This is a genomic window from Pseudooceanicola antarcticus (assembly GCF_900215355.1).
GTDB classification, from domain to species: Bacteria; Pseudomonadota; Alphaproteobacteria; order Rhodobacterales; family Rhodobacteraceae; genus Pseudooceanicola; species Pseudooceanicola antarcticus.
In genome coordinates this window covers 59,495-79,728 of the sequence record NZ_OBEA01000008.1, presented here as the reverse complement: position 1 = coordinate 79,728, position 20,234 = coordinate 59,495, and the positions used below count along the sequence as shown (strand labels likewise).

The following is a 20,234-nucleotide window of genomic DNA, read 5'->3' as shown; positions in this document are numbered from 1 at the left end:
GATGAATACCCCGGCAACCGGATGGAGCGAGGACCAATGAAGGACATGACCGATATCGACACCGGCCCGCTGCTGCGGGTCGAGGGGCTGGCCAAGTACTATGGCAGCCGCGTGGGCTGCGAGGCGGTCTCTTTCGATCTGCACCCCGGTGAGGTCATGGGCATCGTCGGCGAAAGCGGTTCCGGCAAGACGACGCTGCTGAATTGCCTCGCCGGGCATCTGGCGCCGGACCGGGGGCATGTGCTGTTTGATCGCGCCGGCCGGATGGTCGACACGGTGACCATGAGCGAGCCCGAGCGGCGGATGCTGTCGCGGACCGAATGGGCCTTCGTGCATCAGCATGCCCATGAGGGACTGCGGATGAATGTCAGCGCGGGCGGCAACGTGGGCGAGCGGCTGATGGGGCTGGGTGCGCGGCACTACGGCAATATCCGCGAACAGGCCGTCGACTGGCTGGGCCGGGTCGAGATTGCCGAGGACCGGGTGGATGATCGTCCGACCGCCTTCTCGGGCGGCATGCGGCAGCGGCTGCAGATCGCCCGCAACCTGGTGACGGGTCCCCGGCTGGTCTTCATGGATGAGCCGACCGGCGGGCTTGATGTCTCGGTCCAGGCGCGCCTGCTGGATCTCCTGCGCGGGCTGGTGCGCGAGATGGGGCTCTCGGCGATCATCGTGACCCATGACCTTGCCGTGGTGCGTCTTCTGGCGGACCGGCTGATGGTGATGAAGTCGGGGCAGGTGGTGGAAACCGGCCTGACCGACCAGGTGCTGGACGATCCGCAGCATGAGTATACCCAGCTGCTGGTCAGCTCGGTATTGCAGGTGTGATAGGCGCGGCGAGGCCGGGGGCTCTGCCCCCGGACCCCCGCAGTATTTGGAGCCATCGGATGAAACAGGAACAGGGCGGGACCATGATCTCGGTACAGGACGTCAGCAAGACCTTCACCCTGCACAATCAGGGCGCGGCGGTGATCCCGGTGATGGAGGGCGCCTCGCTGCAGGTCGCCGCCGGCGAATGCGTGGCGCTGGTTGGCGCCTCGGGGGCGGGGAAATCCACCCTGATGCGGATGATCTACGGCAATTACCTGGCGGCCTCGGGCCGGATCATGGTGGGCGATGTGGATGTGGCCGCCGCCGCACCGCGCGAGATCCTGCGGCTGCGCCGCGAGGTGCTGGGCTATGTCAGCCAGTTCCTGCGCGTGGTGCCCCGTGTGCCGACGCTGGACGTGGTGGCCGAGCCTCTGCTTTCGGTCGGTGTCGAGGCCGGGGAGGCGCGGGCCCGCGCGGCCGCGCTGCTGACCCGGCTCAACATTCCCGAGCGGCTCTGGGGGCTTTCGCCCACCACCTTCTCGGGGGGCGAGCAGCAGCGGGTGAACATCGCGCGGGGCTTCGCGCGCCAGTACCCTGCCATGCTGCTGGATGAGCCGACCGCCAGCCTTGATGCCACCAACCGCGAGCAGGTGATGCAGCTGATCGAAGAGGCCAAGGCGCGGGGCGCGGCCATCGTGGGGATCTTTCACGACGTCGAGGCCCGCGACCGGGTCTGTGACCGCGAGGTCGACGTGACCGGCTTCACGCCCGCGAAGGTGGCCTGAGATGGCCGGAAAGCTTCTTGGCGTCGTCGGCCCCTCGGGCGTCGGCAAGGACAGCGTCATGCAGGCGGTGGCCGAGGCGCGCCCCGGCATCGCCCTGGTGCGCCGGGTCATCACCCGCCCCACGGAAGCGGGTGGTGAGGATTTCGAGGGCACGACCGAGGCGGATTTCGCCGCCCGCGCGGCGGCGGGGGAGTTCCTGCTTTCCTGGCAGGCGCATGGCTTGAATTACGGGGTGCCGCGTGCCGTTCTGGATCAGCTGGCGGCGGGGCAGCACCTGCTGGTGAACCTCTCGCGCGGGGTGCTGCCCGAGGCGCAGCGGCGGGTGCCGGGCTTTGCCTGCCTGCTGCTGAGCGCGCCGCTGCCGGTGCTGGCCGAGAGGCTGGCCGCGCGGGGCCGCGAGGATGCGGCAGAGATCGAGCGGCGGCTGGCCCGTGCGGGCTTTGCCCTGCCCGAGGGCGTCGTGCCGCATGAGGTGGACAATTCGGGCGCCCTGGACGACACCGTCCGGGCCGTCCTGCAAATTCTGGACGCGCAGCAGATCGGCGCCGATGCCGACATGGGACATGTGAAATGAAAGACGAGATGGCAAACAGCACCCGCCAGGCCGAGATGGTCCTGGCCAATGTGACCCTGGTCCTGCCGGGCGAGACCCGTTCGGGGCATCTCGTGGTGCGCGACGGCAAGATCGCCGAGATCGGCTCTGGCGCCGTGCCCGCGGGCGCGGTGGATTGCGAGGGCGACTACCTGGCGCCCGGTCTGGTCGAGCTGCACACCGACAACCTGGAACGCCACATCACCCCGCGCCCCAAGGTCCACTGGCCGCATCACGCCGCCATCGTCGCCCATGACGCCGAGCTCTGCGGCTGCGGCATCACCACCGTCTTCGACGCGATCCGGGTAGGCTCCATCGTCGAGGGTTCGCGCGGGGATTACCGTCGCTACGCTCGCCCGATGGCCGACGAGATCGCCGTGATGCGCAAGGCGGGCGCGCTGAAGATCAGCCACAAGCTGCACCTGCGCGCCGAGACCTGCTCGGAAACCCTGATCGAGGAGCTTTCCGAGTTCGGCCCCGAGGACAACGTCGGTATCGTCTCGCTGATGGATCACACGCCGGGGCAGCGCCAGTTCAGCGATATCTCGAAGTTCGAGGATTATGTCTGCGGCAAGCATGGCCTGTCGAAAGAGGGTTTCGACAAATATGTCGAGTTCCTCTTCGATCTGCACGCCCGCCTGGGCGAGCGGCACGAGGCCGCCTCGGTCGAGGCGGCGGCGCGCTACGGCGCGGTGCTGGCCAGCCATGACGACACCACCCGCGCCCAGGTCGAGACCTCGGCAGGCCACGGCATCGGCCTGGCGGAGTTCCCGACCACGGTCGAGGCGGCGCGGGCCTGTCATGACCATGGCATCAAGGTGATCATGGGCGCGCCGAACCTGATCCGGGGCGGCTCTCACTCGGGCAATGTCTCGGCGGCGGAGCTGGCGGACCTCGGGCTGCTGGATATCCTCAGCTCTGACTACGTGCCGGCGGCGCTGCTGCAGGCTGCGGTGCAGCTGGGTGAGCACTGGGGCGACATGGCGCGCGGCCTTGCCACGGTGACCGTGGCGCCGGCGCGGGCTTCGGGGCTGACGGACCGGGGGGCGCTGGAGATCGGTCAGCGCGCCGACCTGATCCGCTTCGCCAAACGCGGCAATGTGCCCGTGCTGCGCGGCGTCTTCGTCGAAGGCGCCCGCGCGGGCTGAGCAAGAAGCCTCTGGGCCTGTTCCCAGGGCAGGCGCGCCGGAACACGGTTCGCGGCGCGCCACTTGACCTTTGCGATGGTCAGGTCCCATCTAGCGCCTGAAAGGTGGTGCAGCATGGACCAGAGGCTGACCGACGCCGGGGCCCCCCAATCTTCCGAAAACCCGTCCTCCGGGGCCAAGCCCTCGGGCACTTCGGGCACCCTGACGCTGGAAGTCACGGGCATGCACTGCGGCGGCTGCGTGCGCCGCGCCGAAACGGCGCTGAGCGAGATGCCCGGCACCACGGCTGCGCGGGTCAACCTGGCCACCCGGCGGGCCGAGATCGACCACGACGGCTCGCTGACCCCCGACATGGCGGCGGCGCGACTGGCCGAGGCGGGCTATCCTGCCTCTGAAACCACCCTGGTTCTCGAGATCGACGGCGCGACCTGCGGATCCTGCGCGGCGCGGATCGAAGGCGCCCTGCGCGCGGTGCCGGGCGTCGAGGAGGCCGGGTTCAACCTGGCCAACAGCACCGCGCGGGCGCGGGTGCTGACCGGGGCGGTGACGCCCGAGGCGCTGATCCGCGCCGTCGAGGCGGCAGGCTATGGCGCGCAAGAGGCGCTTTCGGGCGCCAGCGCCGCCGAGCAGGCCGAAGCCCGCCAGGCCGCCGAGGCCAAGGGCCTGAAGCGCGACACCCTGATCGCAGGCGCCCTGTCGCTGCCGGTGGTGGTTCTGGCCATGGGCGGACATGTCTTTCCCGCGTTCCACCACTGGGTCGCCATGAACATCGGCATGACCGCCTCGAACGTGGTGCAGTTTCTGCTGACCACGCTGGTGCTGGCCTGGCCCGGCGCGCGCTTCTTCCGCATGGGTCTGCCCACCCTGCGCCATCTCGCCCCGGACATGAATGCGCTGGTGGTTCTAGGCACTTCGGCCGCCTGGGCCTTCTCGACGGTGGCCACCTTCGCCCCCGCGCTGCTGCCCGAGGGCGCGGCGCATGTCTATTTCGAGGCCGCCGCCGTCATCGTCACGCTGATCCTGGCTGGTCGCTGGATGGAGGCGCGCGCCCGTGGGCAGGCCTCTGCCGCGATCCGCCGCCTGGCCGGGTTGCAGGTGCGCGAGGCGCTTCTGCAGGCCCCCGATGGCACGCTCTCTTCCGTGCGCGTCTCGGCGCTGGAACCGGGCGACCTGATCGCCCTGCGCCCCGGTGACCGCCTGCCGGTCGACGGGGTGGTGACCGAGGGCAGCTCGGACATCGACGAAAGCATGGTGACCGGAGAGCCCATCCCCGCCACCCGCCGCCCCGGCGACCCGGTGATCGGCGGCACGGTGAACGGGGCAGGGGCGCTGGTGATGCGTGCCACGGCCACCGGCGGTGACACCATGCTGTCGCGCATCATGCAGGCGGTGGACGAGGCGCAGGGCGCAAAGCTGCCGGTGCAGAACCTAGTCGACCGCGTCGCGCAGGTCTTCGTGCCCGCGGTGATCCTCGCCGCCCTCGTCACCTTCGTGGCCTGGCTGGCCTTCGGGGGTGGCTTCGGCAACGCGGTGGTGGCCTCGGTCTCGGTGCTGGTGGTGGCCTGCCCCTGTGCCATGGGGCTGGCGGTGCCGGTCTCGATCATGGTTGGCACGGGCCGGGCGTCCGAGCTGGGGGTGCTCTTCCGCCGTGGCGACGCGCTGCAGAAGCTGCGCGACGTGCGGGTGGTGGCCTTCGACAAGACCGGCACGCTGACCCTCGGCAAGCCCGCGCTGAGCGGCGTGATGGCAGAGGGTGACGAGGATGCGGCGCTGGCCCTGCTGGCGGCGCTGGAAAGCCGCTCTGAGCATCCCATCGCCCATGCCATCGTCAGCGCCGCCCAGGAGCGCGGCCTGGATCTGCCCGAGGTAGAAGAGGTGAAAGCCATTTCCGGAGAAGGCCTTACGGGGCGTTCTGAAGGTAGTGAGCTGCGCATCGGCAACCGCGATTTCCTGACCGTGCCGCTACCCCAGGCGCTGGCCGAACAGGCCGCCGAATGGGAGGGCACCGGCGCCACGGTGCTTTATGCGCAGCGCGACGCGCAGGTGCTGGCGGTGCTCTCGGTCTCGGACGTGATCCGCGAGGAGGCGCCCCGGATCATCGCGGCGCTCAAGGCCCAGGGGCTGCGGCCCGCCATGGTGACCGGCGACAGCGAGGCCGCCGCGCGCCACGTCGGCGCCGCGCTCGGCATCGAGATGATCCGCGCGGGCGTGAAGCCCATGGACAAGGCCGCCGCGGTCGAGGACCTGCGCGCCGAGGGCGGGCCGGTGGCCTTTGCCGGCGACGGCATCAATGATGCGCCGGCCCTGGCGGCGGCGGATGTGGGCGTGGCCATGGGCTCCGGCACCGATATCGCCATGGAGGCGGCAGAGGTGGTGCTGGTCGGTGGCGACCTGCGCGGTGTGCCGACCGCGCTCGAGCTCTCGCGGCGCACCATGGCCAATATTCGCCAGAACCTCTTCTGGGCCTTCGCCTACAACGTCGCGCTGATCCCCGTGGCGGCGGGTCTGCTGACCCTCTGGGACGGGCCCCTGCTGTCGCCCATGCTGGCCTCGGCGGCCATGGCGGCCTCCTCGGTGCTGGTGGTGACCAATGCGCTCAGGCTGCGCCGCGTGCAGCAGGCTTTGCAGTGATCCATAGGGCAAAATGTTGAGAAAGTGAAATAATCCCGACTTACCCACTGATCCGGCGGCCTTTTCCGCAGGGTTTCGGGAAATTCCCCGGTCGCGCGCCTGCCACCTCTCTACCCGTTAGTAGGTAGAGGAATTTTCTTGCGTGACAGGTCTGAGCCTTTAGTCTCCGACCCCACGAACGGTCCCGGAGGAGGGGCCGCACATGGGAGGAAATCATGAAGACATTTTTGACCGGCGCCGCTGCTGCGGCGCTGTGCCTTGGTGCAGCCCTGCCTGCGGGTGCGGAAGAGTGGAACGTCTCGCTCTGGGGCAAGGCGCGCGCCTTCACCAGTCACGTGGAAAAGCTGGCCGAGGTCCTGGACGAGACCACCGACGGTGAGTTCACGCTGAACATCTCTTACGGCGGCCTGTCGAAGAACACCGAGAACCTCGATGGGATCTCGATCGGTGCCTTCGAGATGGCGCAGTTCTGCGCCGGCTACCACCGCGACAAGAACCCCTCGATCACCGTGCTCGAACTGCCCTTCCTGGGCGTGAACACGCTGGAAGAAGAGATCGCCGTCTCGATGGCCGTCTACAACCACCCCGCAGTTCAGGACGACCTGGGCCGCTGGAACGCCAAGCTGCTGATGCCCTCGCCGCTGCCCCAGTACAACCTGGTCGGCACGGGCGAGCCGCGCACCACGCTGGAAGACTTCGACGGCATGCGCGTGCGCGCCACCGGCGGTATCGGCGAGGCCTTCCGCACCGTGGGCGCCGTGCCCACCTCGGTGACCTCGTCCGAAGCCTATGCGGCGCTGGATTCCGGCACCGTCGACACCGTGGCCTTCGCCCCCCACGCCCACCTCAGCTTCCGCACCATCGACATGGCGGACTGGTGGACCACCAACCTCAACCCCGGCACCGTGAACTGCCCGGTCGTGGTCAATACCGACGCCTACGAGATGCTCTCTGACGAGCACCGCGAGGCGCTGGACGCGGCCATTCCGGTGGTGATGGATCACTACCTGGAAGCCTACGGCAAGATCTACGAGCAGTGGGACCAGGTGCTGGAAGAGCGCGGCGTCGAGAAGGTCACCTTCTCTGAAGAGGACCTGGCCGCCTTCCGCGCCAAGGCCGCTGATCCGATCCGCGAGAAGTGGATTGCCGACATGTCTGCACAGGGCCTGCCCGCGCAGGAACTCTACGACGTGATGATGGATGCGCTCGCCAAGGCGCAGATGTAATCCTTAACTTCAAGATCGCCCCGCAAGATATTGTCGGGGCGGTCTTTTTTGAAAGGTAAAGGGGCGGATATGGCAGGGCATTCCTCAGTGCTGACCGATGGCGGCAGGCTGTCGCAGATAGATCGCGGTCTTTACCGCGTCGAGCGCTTCATGGCGCTCTTGTCGGGCATCGCGGTCTTCTCGCTGATGGTACTGGCGGTGGTCTCGGTCGGGGGCCGCAACCTCTTCAACGCGCCGCTGCCGGGCTATGTTGACTGGATTCAACAGTTGATGCCCCTGATCGCCTTCATGGGGGTTTCCTTCACACAGCGTGATGGAGGCCACATCCGCATGGACATCCTGGTGGGACGCCTGAAGGGCCGCGCTCTCTGGGGGGCAGAGTTCATCACCACTGCCTTCATGCTGGTGCTGATCGTGCTGCTGATCTGGGGCTCCTGGGCCCATTTCGAGCGCAGCTTCGATTTCACCCGCCCGCTCTGGAGCCGCGACAGCTCCATCGACATTGCCCTGCCGCTCTGGCCCGCGAAACTGCTGGCGCCGGTGGCCTTCTCGGTGCTGGCGCTGCGGCTGGTGCTGCAGCTCTGGGGCTACGCGCGCGCCTTCGCGCAGAACCTGGCCGAGCCGGTGGCGGTGCCGCTGGTACGATCGGCGGCGGAGCTGGCCGCCGAAGAGGCAGAACTCGTCTCGGGCGGCAAGGAGTAAGACCGTGGAACCCATTGAAATCGGCATTGCCGTCTCGGCCTTCCTGCTGGTCATCGTCGTCCTTGGCATGCGGGTGGCCTTCGCCGCCGGCATCGCCGGCCTTGTGGGGCTTTTCTGGATCTTCTGGGCCAAGTTCGGCTACGAGCCCGACCGCTTCGGCCGCGCCATGACCATCGCCGTGAAGACCGCGGGCCAGGTGCCCCATTCCAAGGTCGCCAGCCAGTCTCTCAGCCTCATTCCGACCTTCATCCTGATCGGCTACCTGGCCTATTACGCGGGCCTGACGAAGGCGCTTTTCGAGGCCGCCAAACGCTGGGTCGGCTGGCTGCCGGGCGGTCTTGCGGTCTCGACCGTCTTTGCCACGGCGGGCTTCGCGGCGGTCTCGGGCGCCTCGGTCGCCACCTCGGCGGTCTTCGCGCGCATCGCTATCCCCGAGATGCTGAAACTCAACTACGACAAGCGCTTCGCGGCCGGAGTTGTTGCGGCCGGCGGGACCCTGGCCAGCCTCATTCCGCCCTCGGCCATCCTGGTCATCTACGCGATCATCGTCGAGCAGGACGTGGGCAAGCTGCTGCTGGCGGGCTTCATTCCCGGGGCCTTCTCTGCGCTGGTCTATGGAGGGCTGATCGTCTCGATGGCGCTGGTCTGGCCGAAGTTCGGCCCGCCCGTGCGCGGCTTCACCTGGCGTCAGCGCCTGGCGGCCCTGCCGCCGGCCTTCCCGATCTTCTTCGTCGTCTTCATCATCGTCTTCTTCATCTACAACCCCTTCGGCGGCGACCCCTGGGGCACGCCCACCGAGGGCGGCGCACTTGGCGCGGCCGTGGTCTTCGTCATGGCGCTGATCAACGGGCTGAAGTGGGGCCAGCTGAAGGAAGCGCTGATCGAGACCGCCAAGCTGACCGCGATGATCTTCACCATCATCTGGGGCGTGCTGATCTATGTCCGCTTCCTGGGCTTCGCCGATCTGCCGCGGGCCTTCTCGGACTGGATCTCGGGGCTCGACCAGGCGCCGATGCTGACGCTGGTGATGATCCTGCTGGCCTATGCGGTGCTGGGCATGTTCATGGATGCCATCGGCATGCTGCTGCTGACCCTGCCGGTGGTCTACCCGGCGGTCATGGCGCTGAACGGCGGAGAGCTGGTCTCGGCCGCCGACAGCACCTTCGGCATGTCGGGCCCCATGTGCGCGATCTGGTTCGGCATCCTGGTGGTGAAGATGGCGGAGTTCTGTCTGATCACGCCACCCATCGGGCTCAACTGCTTCGTGGTGGCGGGTGTGCGGCCCGAGGTCTCGGTCCAGGACGTGTTCCGCGGCGTGGCGCCCTTCTTCGTCGCCGATGCGCTGACCATCGCGGGCCTGGTGGCCTTCCCGCAGATCGTGCTCTGGCTGCCATCGCTGGCCTGACCGGACGCCAGGGGCAAACGGGGGGCGTGCCGCATCGGCGCGCCCCTTCGCGTTTCTGCGGTGCTCAGCCGCGCAGGGGCAGGTCGGGGGCGTCGCGCCACTGGCCCGGTTGCAGGCCGTCGAGGCTCCAGGGGCCGATGGAGGCGCGGATCAGGCGCAGGCAGGGGTGGCCCACATGGGCGCACATGCGGCGCACCTGGCGGTTGCGGCCCTCGCGGAGCTCCAGCGCGATCCAGCTGTCGGGCACGGATTTGCGCACCCGGATCGGCGGGTCGCGCTGCCAGAGGCCCTCGGGCTCGGCAATGGCTTCTGCCTTCGCGGGCCGGGTCGGGCCGTCCTTCAGGGTGACCCCGCGCCGCAGGGCCTCAAGCGCGGCCTCGTCGGGCAGGCCTTCGACCTGCACCCAGTAGCGCTTGGCCAGCTTGTGCTTGGGATCGGCGATCCGCGCCTGCAGCCGCCCGTCAGAGGTCAGCACCATCAGCCCTTCGCTGTCCCGGTCCAGCCGCCCGGCCGGGTAGACCCCCTTGACGTCGATATGCGCCGAGAGCGTCGGGCGCGGGCTGCCCTCGCTCCCCTTGTCGGTGAACTGGGGCAGGGTGCCGAAGGGCTTGTTGAAGAGGATGGTGCGGCTCATGCAGGCTGACTAGCCTCTGGGCGGGGGGAAATCCAGTGGTGCCGACAGTCACAACCGCAGGCCCGACCGCAGGTCCGGGCGCGCGGGGCGGGGCCCTCCGCGGGCCACGCCCCGCGCCGCAGCCCTCTGGGCCGGGCGCAGGGCACGGGCTTCAGCGGGCTGACATGGCCGCGTCACACCGCTGTCACCTCGGGGCGCTATCCGGGGCGCGAGGCTGTTCCATGGATCGGGGGATACCATGACCGAGATTTCGCCGCTGCGTTTCGTACTGCACTGCCTGATCGCCCCGCGCCGGGGCGGCGTCACCGAGTGGCTTCTGCTGCGGGCCGGGGTGTTGCGCGCCTGAGAGGCGGCTCAGCCCGACCGCAGCGCCTCTTGCGCGGCCATTGTCCGCGACGGCTCTGCCGCCCGTTCCGGGGCGATTTCAGCGGCACTTGTCGCAGCCCTGTCGGCCTCGCGCTGCAGCGCGCAGGTCAGCAGCCTTGTGCCGCGGTGACGGCAGGTCTCTTCGGCGGTGAGCAGGGCGCAGCCCTCGGCGCGGGCCTGTCGGCCAAGGCCCGAGGCCGTGTCGGGCGGGGCCAGATCGGCCAGCCAGAGCGGCGGGGCGAGCTGCTGGATGCCATGCACCCCGGCGCCGCGCTCCTGCGCCGGCGCATGGATCACCCCGTCGATCCAGCCCCGTGTCATGCCGGGGCGAGAGAACTCGTGGAAGACCCCTTCGAGCGAGGCCAGCAGCGTACAGCGGATACCGTCGCGCTGCTGCATCAGGTTGGCCAGGGATGCTGCCTGGCTGAGGTCGGGGTCGTGGAAGGTCAGCCGCTTCACCCCCAGCCCGACCAGCGCCAGCGCCGCCGATTGCGCCTCGGAGCCGCCGCCGAGGATCAGCACATGTTCCGCAGCGCGGTCCTTCAGAAAGTCCTGCAGCGCATCCTGCAGCCCCAGGGTGCCCGCGTCATAGCCTTGCAGAGAGCCGGTCTCGTCCAGGTAGACCGTGTCGTAAAGCTGCGATCTGTCGGCGATCACCGCGCTGTCGTGGATCAGCTCGGTCAGCTCCCGGCGCAGGGGGTCGGCGCAATGCAGCAGGTCGAACCCCTCGCTGCGCACCGCCTCGATGAGCGCCCTGAGATGTGCCCGCCCGCCCCTCGCGCCCTGGTCAAAGCGGCGCAGTCGCAAGCGCATCCGCCGTCGCGCGGCCTCGATCTCGAGGCTGCTGCCGATGGGAGAGAGGATCGCTCCGTGCCCCGTCAACCCAATGCGAAGCGGCCGCCGCTCTAGTGTCTCTGCTATCGCCATGTCTGAAACTGCTGAACTCTTAACAATACCAGAGCAGCCTAGACCGGATGTGATGCTGGCAAATGCGACCTTGGAAGGGCTTGCGGCAAATCCCGTCGAAAGTGGGCCTTCCGGGGGCAAATGGAGAGGTTTCGCGCGGCTCCGGGCGGGGGGCATGACCTAAAGGTCGCAGGCGCGCGCAGGGCCGGGCGGAGCCTCGGCGCGGCCTCATTGGCCGGTTCGGGCGTCCCGTCGGGGGGAATCATCGCACGATCGGGGGAGGGTTCGAGCCCCTGCAAGACCCTGCCTTGCTTCTGCTGGCTGGCTACGGAGCCTCCTGGCCAAGGGGCTGCTCCGTCGCGCGCTGGCGGGGCTGGGTGGGTCTTCCCGCAGGTGCGGATCGGGACGCGCGTCCGGGCTGGCAAGGGCCATGGGCCATCGTCGCTTGCGCAGGGCGGTCTCGATGTCGGGAAAGCTGGCTGGAGCAGGCGGTGCCTGTCTCGCTGGCAGGAAGGGGAGCTGGCTGGCGTGAGGCTGGCTTGCTGTCCTTGGCCTTCATGTAGCGTGCGCCCTTCGGGGTCGCAAGGGAAAATGTAGCAAAATCAAATAGTTGAGTGATTTACTCAGGCGGATATGCCCAAGGGTTCTGCTTGGGCAAGCGGGCGCAGGACGTCAGGGTGCCAAGAAAGCCCCTAAGGATCAGGGTCTTGTGCCGCGGCATCGCGCTGCGACAGGGCGCGGCGGGCCAGCTCCAGGACGCCGGCGCTGCAGGGCAGTTCGGCGATCTCTGCAAGCGGCACCCAGGCGGCCTCGAGCGCGTCATCGGCGGCACGGGGGACGGGGGCGTCCTCGGGCAGGGAGCAGAGCAGGGCGATCAGCACGTAGTGAAAGGCCAGCCCCTCGCCGCTCTCGTCAGCAAGGATCACGTCTTCGGTGCCCAAGACCGGCCCGGCGGATTGCGCCCTGAGGCCGGTCTCTTCTTCCAGCTCGCGCAGGGCGGCGGCAGAGAGGGTTTCGCCAAGGTCGACCTTGCCGCCCGGAAAGCCCCAGAGGCCGGCGTCCGGCGGGTTGGCGCGGCGCACCAGCAGCACCTCGTCATCGCGCAGGGCGACCGAGAGCACGGCGGGGACGGGGTGGCTGGGTGCGGCAGGCATGGCGGGCTCCAATTTCTGCCGCGACCCTAGCCAAGCGCGCGGGGAAGCGGAAGACGCCGGGGCTGCGAAGGTTCAGGGTGAAAGGTACAGGGTGAAAGGTACAGGGGGGCGAGGGCTCAGGGCGTCAGCCGGATCAGCGCGCCGTTGCCGCTGTCGGTCAGCACCATGACCGCGCCGTCGCGCGCCACCGCCACATCGCGGATGCGGCCCAGGCCCTGCAGGTAGCGGGCCTCGCCGGTCACCCGGTCGCCGTCGAGCTCGAGCCGCACCAGCGCCTGGCTGGCCAGCCCGCCGATCAGCACCGAGCCGCGCCAGTCGGGGAACATCGAGCCATCGTAGAAGGCCATGCCCGAGGGCGCGATCACCGGGTCCCAGTAGTAGACCGGCTGCTCCATCCCCGGCGCGGCGGTGCGGCCCTCGCCGATGGGACGGCCCGAGTAGCCCTCGCCGTAGCTGATCACCGGCCAGCCGTAGTTGCGCCCGGCCTCGGGGCGGTTCAGCTCATCGCCGCCGCGGGGGCCGTGTTCGACGGTCCAGAGCTCTCCGTCCGGGGCCAGGGCCGCACCCTGGATGTTGCGATGCCCAAGGGACCAGAGCTCGGGCACGGCGCCCGGCAGCATCGGGTTGCCGCGGGCGGGGCCGCCCAGGGGCGAGATGCGCAGCACCTTGCCCAGATGCGTGCCGGGGTCCTGGGCCAGCTGGCGCGGCTCGGGGTCAGAGCGCTCGCCGGTGGTGACGAAGAGCGCGCCCTGGCGGTCGAAGACCAGCCGCGAGCCGAAATGCAGGGTCGAGCGCCAGCCGGGTTCCTGCCGGAAGATCACCGCCACGTCGCGCATTGCCGCACCATCCTCCGAGAGCACCCCTGTGGCGACGGAGGTGCCGTTGCGCCTGCCGCCACGCGGTTCGGCGTAGCTCCACCAGAGGCGGCGGGTCTGGGCGAAGTCCTCGGCCACCACCACGTCCAGCAGCCCGCCCTGGCGGCGGGCGTCGACCTTGGGCAGGCCGCGGATCGGGGCCGAGATCGTGCCCTTGGGGCTGACGAGGCGCATGCGTCCGGGGCGTTCGGTGACCAGCCAGCCGCCCGAGGGCAGCTCGGCCATGCCCCAGGGGTTCTCCAGCCCCGAGGCGATGACCTGGCGGCTGAGGGTGACGCCCCGGTCCAGCACCGGCGCGCGGGTCTGTTCGGGGAAGGCGGGGCGCTGGCCCTCTGCGTTCGGCGGCTTCTGGTTGAAGGCCTGGGTCAACGCGGGGGTGGTCGACAGCAGCAGGGCGGCAAGGGCCGCCAGTGCGGCGATGGCAGCGATACGGTCGGACTTCTGCATGATGGCTCCGGTTCGGGTCTCATGGTCGAATTCACACGTTGAGGTAGAGTGATCCGGCGCTTTGCCCATGGTTTGCGCGAATTTCAGCACTTTGAAACGGCAAGCGCCCGGCACGGGGGCCGGGCGCTGCAAGGGCCTCGGGGGGAGGCCGGAGGCTCAGTCCGAGGTCGAGCCCTCGGTGTCGCGGCGGGCGTGCATCCGCCCCTTGACCACCTTGCCGATGAAGATCGGCAGCACGAAGCCGACGATGGCGACGGTCCAGAGGCCGATGGACAGCGGGCTGTCGACGAGGGTCATGTAGTCGCCGTTCGAGATGGTCACGGCGCGGCGCAGGTTGTTCTCCATCGTGTTGCCAAGCAGCGTGCCGAGGATGATCGGCACCAGCGGCACGTCGAGCTTGCGCAGCACCCAGCCGGCGACGCCGAAGCCGATCATCACCAGCAGGTCGAAGGAGCTGCCCGAGATGCCGTAGATGCCGACGAAGCTGACCATGGCCACGATGGGCATCAGGATGCGCGGCGGCACCATCAGCACGCGGGTGAAGAGGCCGACCATGGGGATGTTCATCAAGAGCAGCATGATGTTGGCGATGAAGAGCGCCGCGATCAGGCCCCAGACCACGTCGGGGTTGTTCTGGAACAGCAAGGGCCCCGGCGTGATGTTGAGCGACAAGAGCACCGCCAGCAGCACCGCCGTGGTGCCCGATCCCGGCACGCCGAGCGACAGCATCGGCACCAGCGCACCACCGGCGGCTGCATTGTTGCCCGCTTCGGGCGCGGCCACGCCGCGCGGATCGCCATGGCCGAAGGTGCCCTCCTTGTCGACCAGCTTCTTCTCCATCGAATAGGAGATGAAGGAGCCAAGCGAGGCCCCCGCGCCGGGCAGGACACCGGCCACGAAGCCCAGCACCGAGGTGCGCAGCATGGTGGGGGTGCAGGCCTTCAGCATCGACCACGAGGGCGTCAGGCGACCGACTTCGATCTTCTTGCCCTCGGCATCGGCCGATCCGTGGCGGTGCTCGAGGAAGATGAAGACCTCGGACAGGGCGAAGAGGCCGACGATGGCGACGAGGAAGTCGAGGCCGTCATAGAGGTGGACCTCTCCGAAGGTCAGGCGCGGCACGCCGGTCTGGGTATCGACACCGACCACCGCAAGGCCGAGGCCCAGCATGGCGGCGAAGGCCGATTTGGCCTGGTTGGTCGAAGAGACCCCGCCGAGGGTGGCAAAGGCCAGGGCGAAGAGGGCGAAGTACTCCGCCGGGCCGAAGAGCAGGGCGAACTTGACCAGCTGCGGCGCCAGGAAGATCAGGCCCCAGGTGGCCAGGAAGGCGCCGACGAAAGAGGCCACGCCCGAGAGCGACAGCGCCTCTCCGGCGCGACCCTGCTTGGCCATGGGGTGGCCGTCGAGCACGGTCATCATCGCCGGTTCATCGCCCGGAATGCCCAGCAGGATCGAGCTGATGCGCCCGCCGTACATCGCCCCGTAATAGACCGAGGTCAGCAGGATCAGCGAGGGCGTGGCGCCGAGCCCCAGGGTGAAGGCCAGCGGGATCAGGATGGCGACGCCGTTCGACGGCCCGAGGCCGGGCAGGGCGCCCATGATCGTGCCGAGGAAGCAGCCCAGCACCGCTAGCCCGAGGTTCTGCCAGGTGAGGGCGATCAGGAAGCCGTCACCGAGGGAAGACATGATGTCCATCGGGATCTCCTCAGAAGCCGAGCGGGCCGCGGGCCAGCGAGAGCCCGAGCACGAGATGGAAGATGACGTAGATGCCGACCGAGGTGCAGGCGCCGACCAGCAGCGATTGCAGCGGGCGGGTGCCCAGGCGCCAGGTCAGGTAGCTGGCGGCCAGCGCGGTGGCGATGACGAAGCCCGCTTCGGGCAGGTATTGCGCATAGAGGATCATGACCACCACGGCGGCACCGATCTCGGCCAGGCGGCCGAGCGGCGGCCAGACCGGGTCTTTGTCGGGGCGCAGGGCGATGATCGCCGAGGCCAGGCCCAGGATCGCCGCGATGACCAGCGGGAAGGTCTTGGGGCCGACCTCGTCCGACAGGAAGCTTTCCTCGATCTGCAGGGTGGCCCAGGCGTAAAACAGGGCAAGGAGAAGCCCGAAGGCTCCGAAGATACGGTCGCTCATTCTGACCTCCCGGAATTAAAGGCGCGCGGCGGGCGAGAAGGCGGACCCGGGGCCCGCCGCGCGCCGGGTTGCATTACTTGATGATGCCGATCTCGCGGGAGATGGTCTGGATCTGGGCGACGCTGTCGGCCACGAAGGCCTCGAAGTCGGCGCCCTGCAGGTCGAGCGGGGCCAGGCCGTTGGCGGCCATGATGTCCTTCCACTCGGGCGAGCCGTAGAGCTCGGCGATCTTGCCGACCCAGGCGTCATAGGCCTCGTCGGACATGCCGCCGGGGGCGTAGAAGCCGCGCCAGTTGGCGCCGATGGCGTCGACGCCCTGTTCCATGGCGGTCGGGAAGGCGGCGAACTCACCCTCCAGGCGCTCGGGTGCCAGCACCGCGATCACCTTGATGTCGCCGCTGTCGACAAAGCCCTTGGCCTCGGAGAGGTCGCCGGTGAAGGCCTGCACGGAGCCGGCCAGAAGCTGGGTCACGGCCTCGCCGCCGCCGTCGAAGGCGATGTACTTGACGCTGCGCACGTCCTCGATGCCATAGGCGTTGGCCGCGATCAGCACCTTCAGGTGATCCCAGCCACCCACGGCAGAGCCGCCGGCCACGGAGATCGAACGCGGGTCGTTCTTGATCATGTCCAGCAGGGCGGGCAGGGTTTCGATCTCGCTGTCGGCGGCGACGGCGATCACGCCGTAGTCGGCACCGATGGTGGCCAGCCAGCGGACCTGGTCCATGGTGTTGCCCGGATAGGCGCCCTGGGCCAGGCGGGTGGCCGTGGCGGTCGAGGCGGCGACGATCAGGTCGTTGTCGTCACCGCGCTTGTTGACCACCTCGGCGTAGGCGACACCGCCGCCGCCACCGGCCAGGTTCACCACCTGCATGGTCTTCGAGATCAGGCCGATGTCCTGCATCGACTTGCCCACCTGGCGGCAGGTGAAGTCCCAGCCACCACCGGGGTTGGCGGGCGCGATGCACTCGGGCTGCTCGGGCGCGAACTGCGCCGAGGCTGCGGTTGCGGTCAGGGCCAGGCCCGCGACGGCCAGCGCCGTGCGAAGATGTTTGAATGCCATTGGTTTTCCTCCTCATGGGTCGCGGCCAGGCAGGCCCGCGACCAGTGCCGCGTGATATAGCGGTTGAACCTGTCACCAAGCTGTCACAGGCTTGGGCCTCTGATCGGCCCGCCGGGACGGTGACGCGGCAGCCGTTGGGGAGACTTGAATGCGCATATTGCTGGTGGAGGATACTCAGGACCTGGCGGATGCCACGCTGGCGCGGCTGCGCGCGGGGGGCATGGCCTGCGACTATGCGATGACGCTTGGCGAGGCGCGCGACTGCCTGCGGGTGCAGGGCTATGACGTGGTGGTGCTGGACATCACGCTGCCCGATGGCTCTGGCGTCGATCTGCTGCGCGAGATGCGGGCCGGGGGGCTGAAGATGCCGGTGCTGATGCTGACGGCGCATTTCTCGGTCGACGACAAGGTTTCGGCCTTCTCGCTTGGCGCCGACGACTACCTGGTGAAACCCTTCGACCAGAGAGAGCTCGAGGCCCGTCTGCATGTGCTGGCCCGCCGCGAGAGCGTCGAGAGGGCCGGAGAGATCGCCCTTGGCCGGCTGGTCTTCGATCCGGTCGCCGGCCGGGTGCTGCTGGACGGCGCGCCGCTGGACCTGACCCGGCGCGAATTCGCCCTGCTGGGCATGTTGATGCGGGGCCGGGGACAGGTGCATTCCAAGGACCGGCTGCTGGAGGGGCTCTATTCCTTCGACGACACGGTGGTGGGGGTGAATGCCATCGAGCTCTACGTGGCGCGGCTGCGCAAGAAGATCGCCGGATCGGGGGCGGTGATCCGCACCCTGCGGGGGCTGGGCTATGTCCTTGACGCCGATGGCTGAGCTGCGGCCCACCCTGTCGCTTGGCGCGCGGCTGGTTGCGGGGCTGGGGGCGCTTCTGGCGATCGGCGGCGTGGTGCTGGCGCTGGCGGCCTTCGCCTATGGGCGCACGGCCGCGCGCGAGGCCTTCGACCGGCTTCTGGTCGGCGCGGCCAATGACATCGCCAGCGCGATCTCGATCCGCGAAGGGCAGGTGGTGGTCGATCTGCCCGCCTCGGCCTTCCAACTGCTGGCGCTGGCCCCCGAGGACCGGGTGGCCTACCGGGTCTCGGGCCCCGGAGGAAAGCTGCTGACCGGCTACGAGGACCTGCCCGACCCGCCCTCGAGGGGCGGCGGTCCGGCCTTCTACGACGCCGCCTTCCTGGGCGAGCCCGCCCGCTACATCGTGGTCTCGCGCCGCTTTGCCGAGCGCAGCTTCTCGGGGCGGGTCGAGGTGGTGGTGGGGCAGACGCTGCGGGCCCGCAACGACCTGGCCCGCGACATCACCGGCAAGGCGCTGGTGGTGCTGGCCATCGGCGGGCTGGCAATGCTGCTGCTGGCCCTGCTGATCGTGCGCGGCGCGCTCGGGCCGCTGGACCGGCTGGCGGCACGGCTGGAGGCGCGCGACCCCCAGGACCTGACCCCGCTCGATGGCCGCGTCCCGCGCGAGGTGCTGCCGATGGTGCAGGGGATCAACGGGTTCATGGGGCGGCTGGACCGCCAGTTCGGCACCATGCGGCGGCTCATCTCGGACACGGCGCATCAGCTGCGCAATCCCGTCGCCGCCCTGCGCGCCCAGGCCGACCTGGCCCGTGACGAGCCGGACCCCGAGCGCCAGCGGCTGCTGGTGGCGCGTATCCATGCGCGCACCGTGGGGCTGGGTCACCTGCTGGACCAGATGCTTTCGCGGGCGATGGTGGTGCACCGCGGCGATTCCGCCCGTCGTGCGGTGCTGGACCTGCGCGACATCGCGCTGGCGGCGGTCGAGGCCGGAGATCCGCAGCTGATCGCCGAGGGCGCCTCGGTGGCGCTGGAGATCGAAGAGGACCCGGTGCCGGTACGCGGTGACGAGCTGTCGCTGACCGAGGCGGCGAAGAACCTGCTGTCCAACGCGCTGAAACACGGGCAGGCGCCTGTCCGGGTCGGGGTCAGCCAGCAGGGCCGGGAGGCCCGGCTCTGGGTCGAGGACGCGGGGCCGGGGCCCTCCGCAGAGGTGCGCGCGCGGCTTGGCGAGCGTTTCGTGGCAGGCGCGGCGCAGGGCGGCGGCTCGGGCAGCGGCCTGGGTCTGTCGATCGCCGGTGCCGTGGCCGAGGCCTTTGGCGGGCGGCTGGAAATGACCGGCGGAGAGGGCGCGCCCTTCCGCATGGCGCTGGTGCTGGAGGTGGCGGAATGAGGACGCTTCCCAAGGGCGGGCAAAGGCATCGGCGCGGGGTGCCGGGCCGGGGGGTGGCGCTGCTGGTCGGTGCCCTGCTGACCGGGGCGACGGTGCTCTTCGGACTGATGCCGGGGGCTGCACGGGCCGAACCCGAGGCGATCCGGGAGTTCGGCGAGGGGGCGCAGATCGTGCTGCGCACCACCACCGATATCGGCGCCATGGCCCCGGCAGTGGAGCGCTTCCTGGCGACGCGTCCCGATCTGTCGGTGCGCTACGAGCAATGGGGCTCCAACGACCTCTTCGCTCTCACCGCCGAGGAATGCGCGGCGGGGACGCCGGGGGCGCATCTGGTGATCAGCTCGGCGGTGCATCACCTGGTGAAGCTGGTCAACGACCGCTGCGCCGCGCCCTGGGTTTCCGGCCCCGCGGCCGCTCTGCCCGACGCATTGGTCTGGCGCAACGAGATCTGGGGCATTACCCGAGAGCCCGCCGTCATCGTCTACAACCGCGCCCTGGTGCCCGCCTCGGAGGTGCCGCGCTCGCGCTTCGACCTGCTGGACCTGCTGCGCCCCGAGCGCACGCCCTACGCCGGCAAGGTCGCCACCTACGACATCGAGGCCTCGGGCCTGGGCTTCCTCTTTGCCTTCATGGACAGCCAGGAGGCCAGCACCTTCGGCGCGCTGATGGAGGCCTTCGCCCGCACCGGCGCCGTGGCCACCTGCTGTTCCGCCGAGATCATCCGCGGTGTGCAGGAAGGGCGCTACCTGATGGCCTACAATGTGCTGGGCTCCTATGCGCAGACCCGCGCCGCCGAGGACCCGCTGCTGGGGATCGTGGCGCCGTCGGACTACACGCTGGTGCTGAGCCGGGCGGCGATCCTGCCGGGCCCGGTGGCCGATCCGCGCGCCGGGGCGCTGCTGGACTTCCTGCTGTCCGCCGAGGGTCAGCTGGCGCTGGCGCGGGAGCGGCTCATCGGGCTTGACCCCGATGCAGAGGAGGAGGCCGGGCGGCAGGTGCCCATCGGGCTGGGCCTGCCGCTGCTGCTGGCCATGGACCCCGCCAAGGTGGCGCAGTTCACCTCCCGCTGGCGCGATGCCTTCGGGCCGGGGCGTCCCTAGGTATGGTTGCGTATCCTGCACGAAAGCCGCAGAGTGTTGCGACTTTGGCAGGTCGTCGGGGCTGCTG

Annotated in this window: 18 protein-coding genes; 11 read left to right on the top strand and 7 right to left on the bottom strand. The window is 69.3% G+C overall.

Annotated features, from left to right (window positions below):
- The first annotated feature begins 45 nt into the window (after positions 1-45).
- The 8 genes from phnK (at position 46) to CRO50_RS17845 (ending at position 9,299) form a co-directional block, all read left to right on the top strand.
- The gene (phnK, locus tag CRO50_RS17880; RefSeq protein ID WP_097147381.1) at positions 46-828 is read left to right on the top strand and encodes a phosphonate C-P lyase system protein PhnK; all 783 of its coding nucleotides are present in this window, start codon (positions 46-48) and stop codon (positions 826-828) included.
- 83 nt (positions 829-911) lie between these two features.
- Positions 912-1,595 (top strand): phosphonate C-P lyase system protein PhnL, encoded by a 684-nt coding sequence (gene phnL, locus CRO50_RS17875; protein ID WP_097147307.1) that lies wholly within the window; start codon positions 912-914, stop codon positions 1,593-1,595.
- A gap of 1 nt (position 1,596) precedes the next feature.
- A complete protein-coding gene (phnN, locus tag CRO50_RS17870; RefSeq protein ID WP_097147306.1) occupies positions 1,597-2,169 on the top strand; it encodes a phosphonate metabolism protein/1,5-bisphosphokinase (PRPP-forming) PhnN in 573 nt (190 codons plus the stop codon).
- Positions 2,170-2,177: 8 nt separating this feature from the next.
- Positions 2,178-3,335 carry an alpha-D-ribose 1-methylphosphonate 5-triphosphate diphosphatase gene (locus CRO50_RS17865; RefSeq protein ID WP_097147380.1) on the top strand — a complete coding sequence of 386 codons (1,158 nt, stop codon included), beginning with the start codon at positions 2,178-2,180 and terminating at the stop codon, positions 3,333-3,335.
- Positions 3,336-3,449: 114 nt separating this feature from the next.
- The gene (locus CRO50_RS17860) at positions 3,450-5,966 is read left to right on the top strand and encodes a heavy metal translocating P-type ATPase (protein ID WP_097147305.1); all 2,517 of its coding nucleotides are present in this window, start codon (positions 3,450-3,452) and stop codon (positions 5,964-5,966) included.
- 215 nt (positions 5,967-6,181) lie between these two features.
- Entirely contained in the window at positions 6,182-7,192 is a 1,011-nt protein-coding gene (locus CRO50_RS17855) for a C4-dicarboxylate TRAP transporter substrate-binding protein (RefSeq protein ID WP_097147304.1), read from the top strand.
- Positions 7,193-7,261: 69 nt separating this feature from the next.
- On the top strand, positions 7,262-7,894 hold the full coding sequence (locus CRO50_RS17850) for a TRAP transporter small permease subunit (RefSeq protein ID WP_097147303.1): 633 nt from the start codon (positions 7,262-7,264) through the stop codon (positions 7,892-7,894).
- 4 nt (positions 7,895-7,898) lie between these two features.
- Entirely contained in the window at positions 7,899-9,299 is a 1,401-nt protein-coding gene (locus tag CRO50_RS17845) for a TRAP transporter large permease (protein ID WP_097147302.1), read from the top strand.
- 64 nt (positions 9,300-9,363) lie between these two features.
- Here CRO50_RS17845 and CRO50_RS17840 read toward each other — a convergent pair whose 3' ends face one another.
- The 7 genes from CRO50_RS17840 to CRO50_RS17810 all read right to left on the bottom strand — a co-directional run bounded on the left by CRO50_RS17840 (position 9,364) and on the right by CRO50_RS17810 (position 16,878).
- Positions 9,364-9,933, bottom strand: a complete 570-nt coding sequence (locus CRO50_RS17840; protein ID WP_097147301.1) for a pseudouridine synthase — start codon at positions 9,931-9,933, stop codon at positions 9,364-9,366.
- A gap of 354 nt (positions 9,934-10,287) precedes the next feature.
- Positions 10,288-11,226 carry a hypothetical protein gene (locus CRO50_RS17835; protein WP_143516957.1) on the bottom strand — a complete coding sequence of 313 codons (939 nt, stop codon included), beginning with the start codon at positions 11,224-11,226 and terminating at the stop codon, positions 10,288-10,290.
- A 671-nt stretch (positions 11,227-11,897) separates the two neighbouring features.
- Positions 11,898-12,359: an NUDIX hydrolase gene (locus tag CRO50_RS17830; protein ID WP_097147299.1), complete on the bottom strand. Its 462-nt coding sequence runs from the start codon at positions 12,357-12,359 to the stop codon at positions 11,898-11,900.
- Positions 12,360-12,475: 116 nt separating this feature from the next.
- Complete coding sequence (locus CRO50_RS17825) at positions 12,476-13,681, bottom strand: PQQ-dependent sugar dehydrogenase (protein ID WP_097147298.1); 1,206 nt, start codon at positions 13,679-13,681, stop codon at positions 12,476-12,478.
- 156 nt (positions 13,682-13,837) lie between these two features.
- On the bottom strand, positions 13,838-15,376 hold the full coding sequence (locus CRO50_RS17820) for a tripartite tricarboxylate transporter permease (protein WP_097147297.1): 1,539 nt from the start codon (positions 15,374-15,376) through the stop codon (positions 13,838-13,840).
- Positions 15,377-15,386: 10 nt separating this feature from the next.
- On the bottom strand, positions 15,387-15,818 hold the full coding sequence (locus CRO50_RS17815; protein ID WP_097147296.1) for a tripartite tricarboxylate transporter TctB family protein: 432 nt from the start codon (positions 15,816-15,818) through the stop codon (positions 15,387-15,389).
- 73 nt (positions 15,819-15,891) lie between these two features.
- Positions 15,892-16,878 (bottom strand): Bug family tripartite tricarboxylate transporter substrate binding protein, encoded by a 987-nt coding sequence (locus tag CRO50_RS17810; protein WP_097147295.1) that lies wholly within the window; start codon positions 16,876-16,878, stop codon positions 15,892-15,894.
- Between the two features lie 148 nt (positions 16,879-17,026).
- Between CRO50_RS17810 and CRO50_RS17805 the strand changes: the two genes are divergently transcribed.
- Genes CRO50_RS17805 through CRO50_RS17795 form a run of 3 tightly spaced genes read left to right on the top strand, consistent with a single transcriptional unit; the run spans position 17,027 to position 20,167 of the window.
- On the top strand, positions 17,027-17,698 hold the full coding sequence (locus CRO50_RS17805) for a response regulator transcription factor (protein ID WP_097147294.1): 672 nt from the start codon (positions 17,027-17,029) through the stop codon (positions 17,696-17,698).
- The gene (locus tag CRO50_RS17800) at positions 17,676-19,067 is read left to right on the top strand and encodes a sensor histidine kinase (protein WP_232617684.1); all 1,392 of its coding nucleotides are present in this window, start codon (positions 17,676-17,678) and stop codon (positions 19,065-19,067) included. The genes CRO50_RS17805 and CRO50_RS17800 overlap by 23 nt, the downstream gene beginning before the upstream one ends.
- Complete coding sequence (locus CRO50_RS17795) at positions 19,064-20,167, top strand: ABC transporter substrate-binding protein (RefSeq protein WP_332835679.1); 1,104 nt, start codon at positions 19,064-19,066, stop codon at positions 20,165-20,167. The genes CRO50_RS17800 and CRO50_RS17795 overlap by 4 nt, the downstream gene beginning before the upstream one ends.
- Positions 20,168-20,234: the final 67 nt, after the last annotated feature.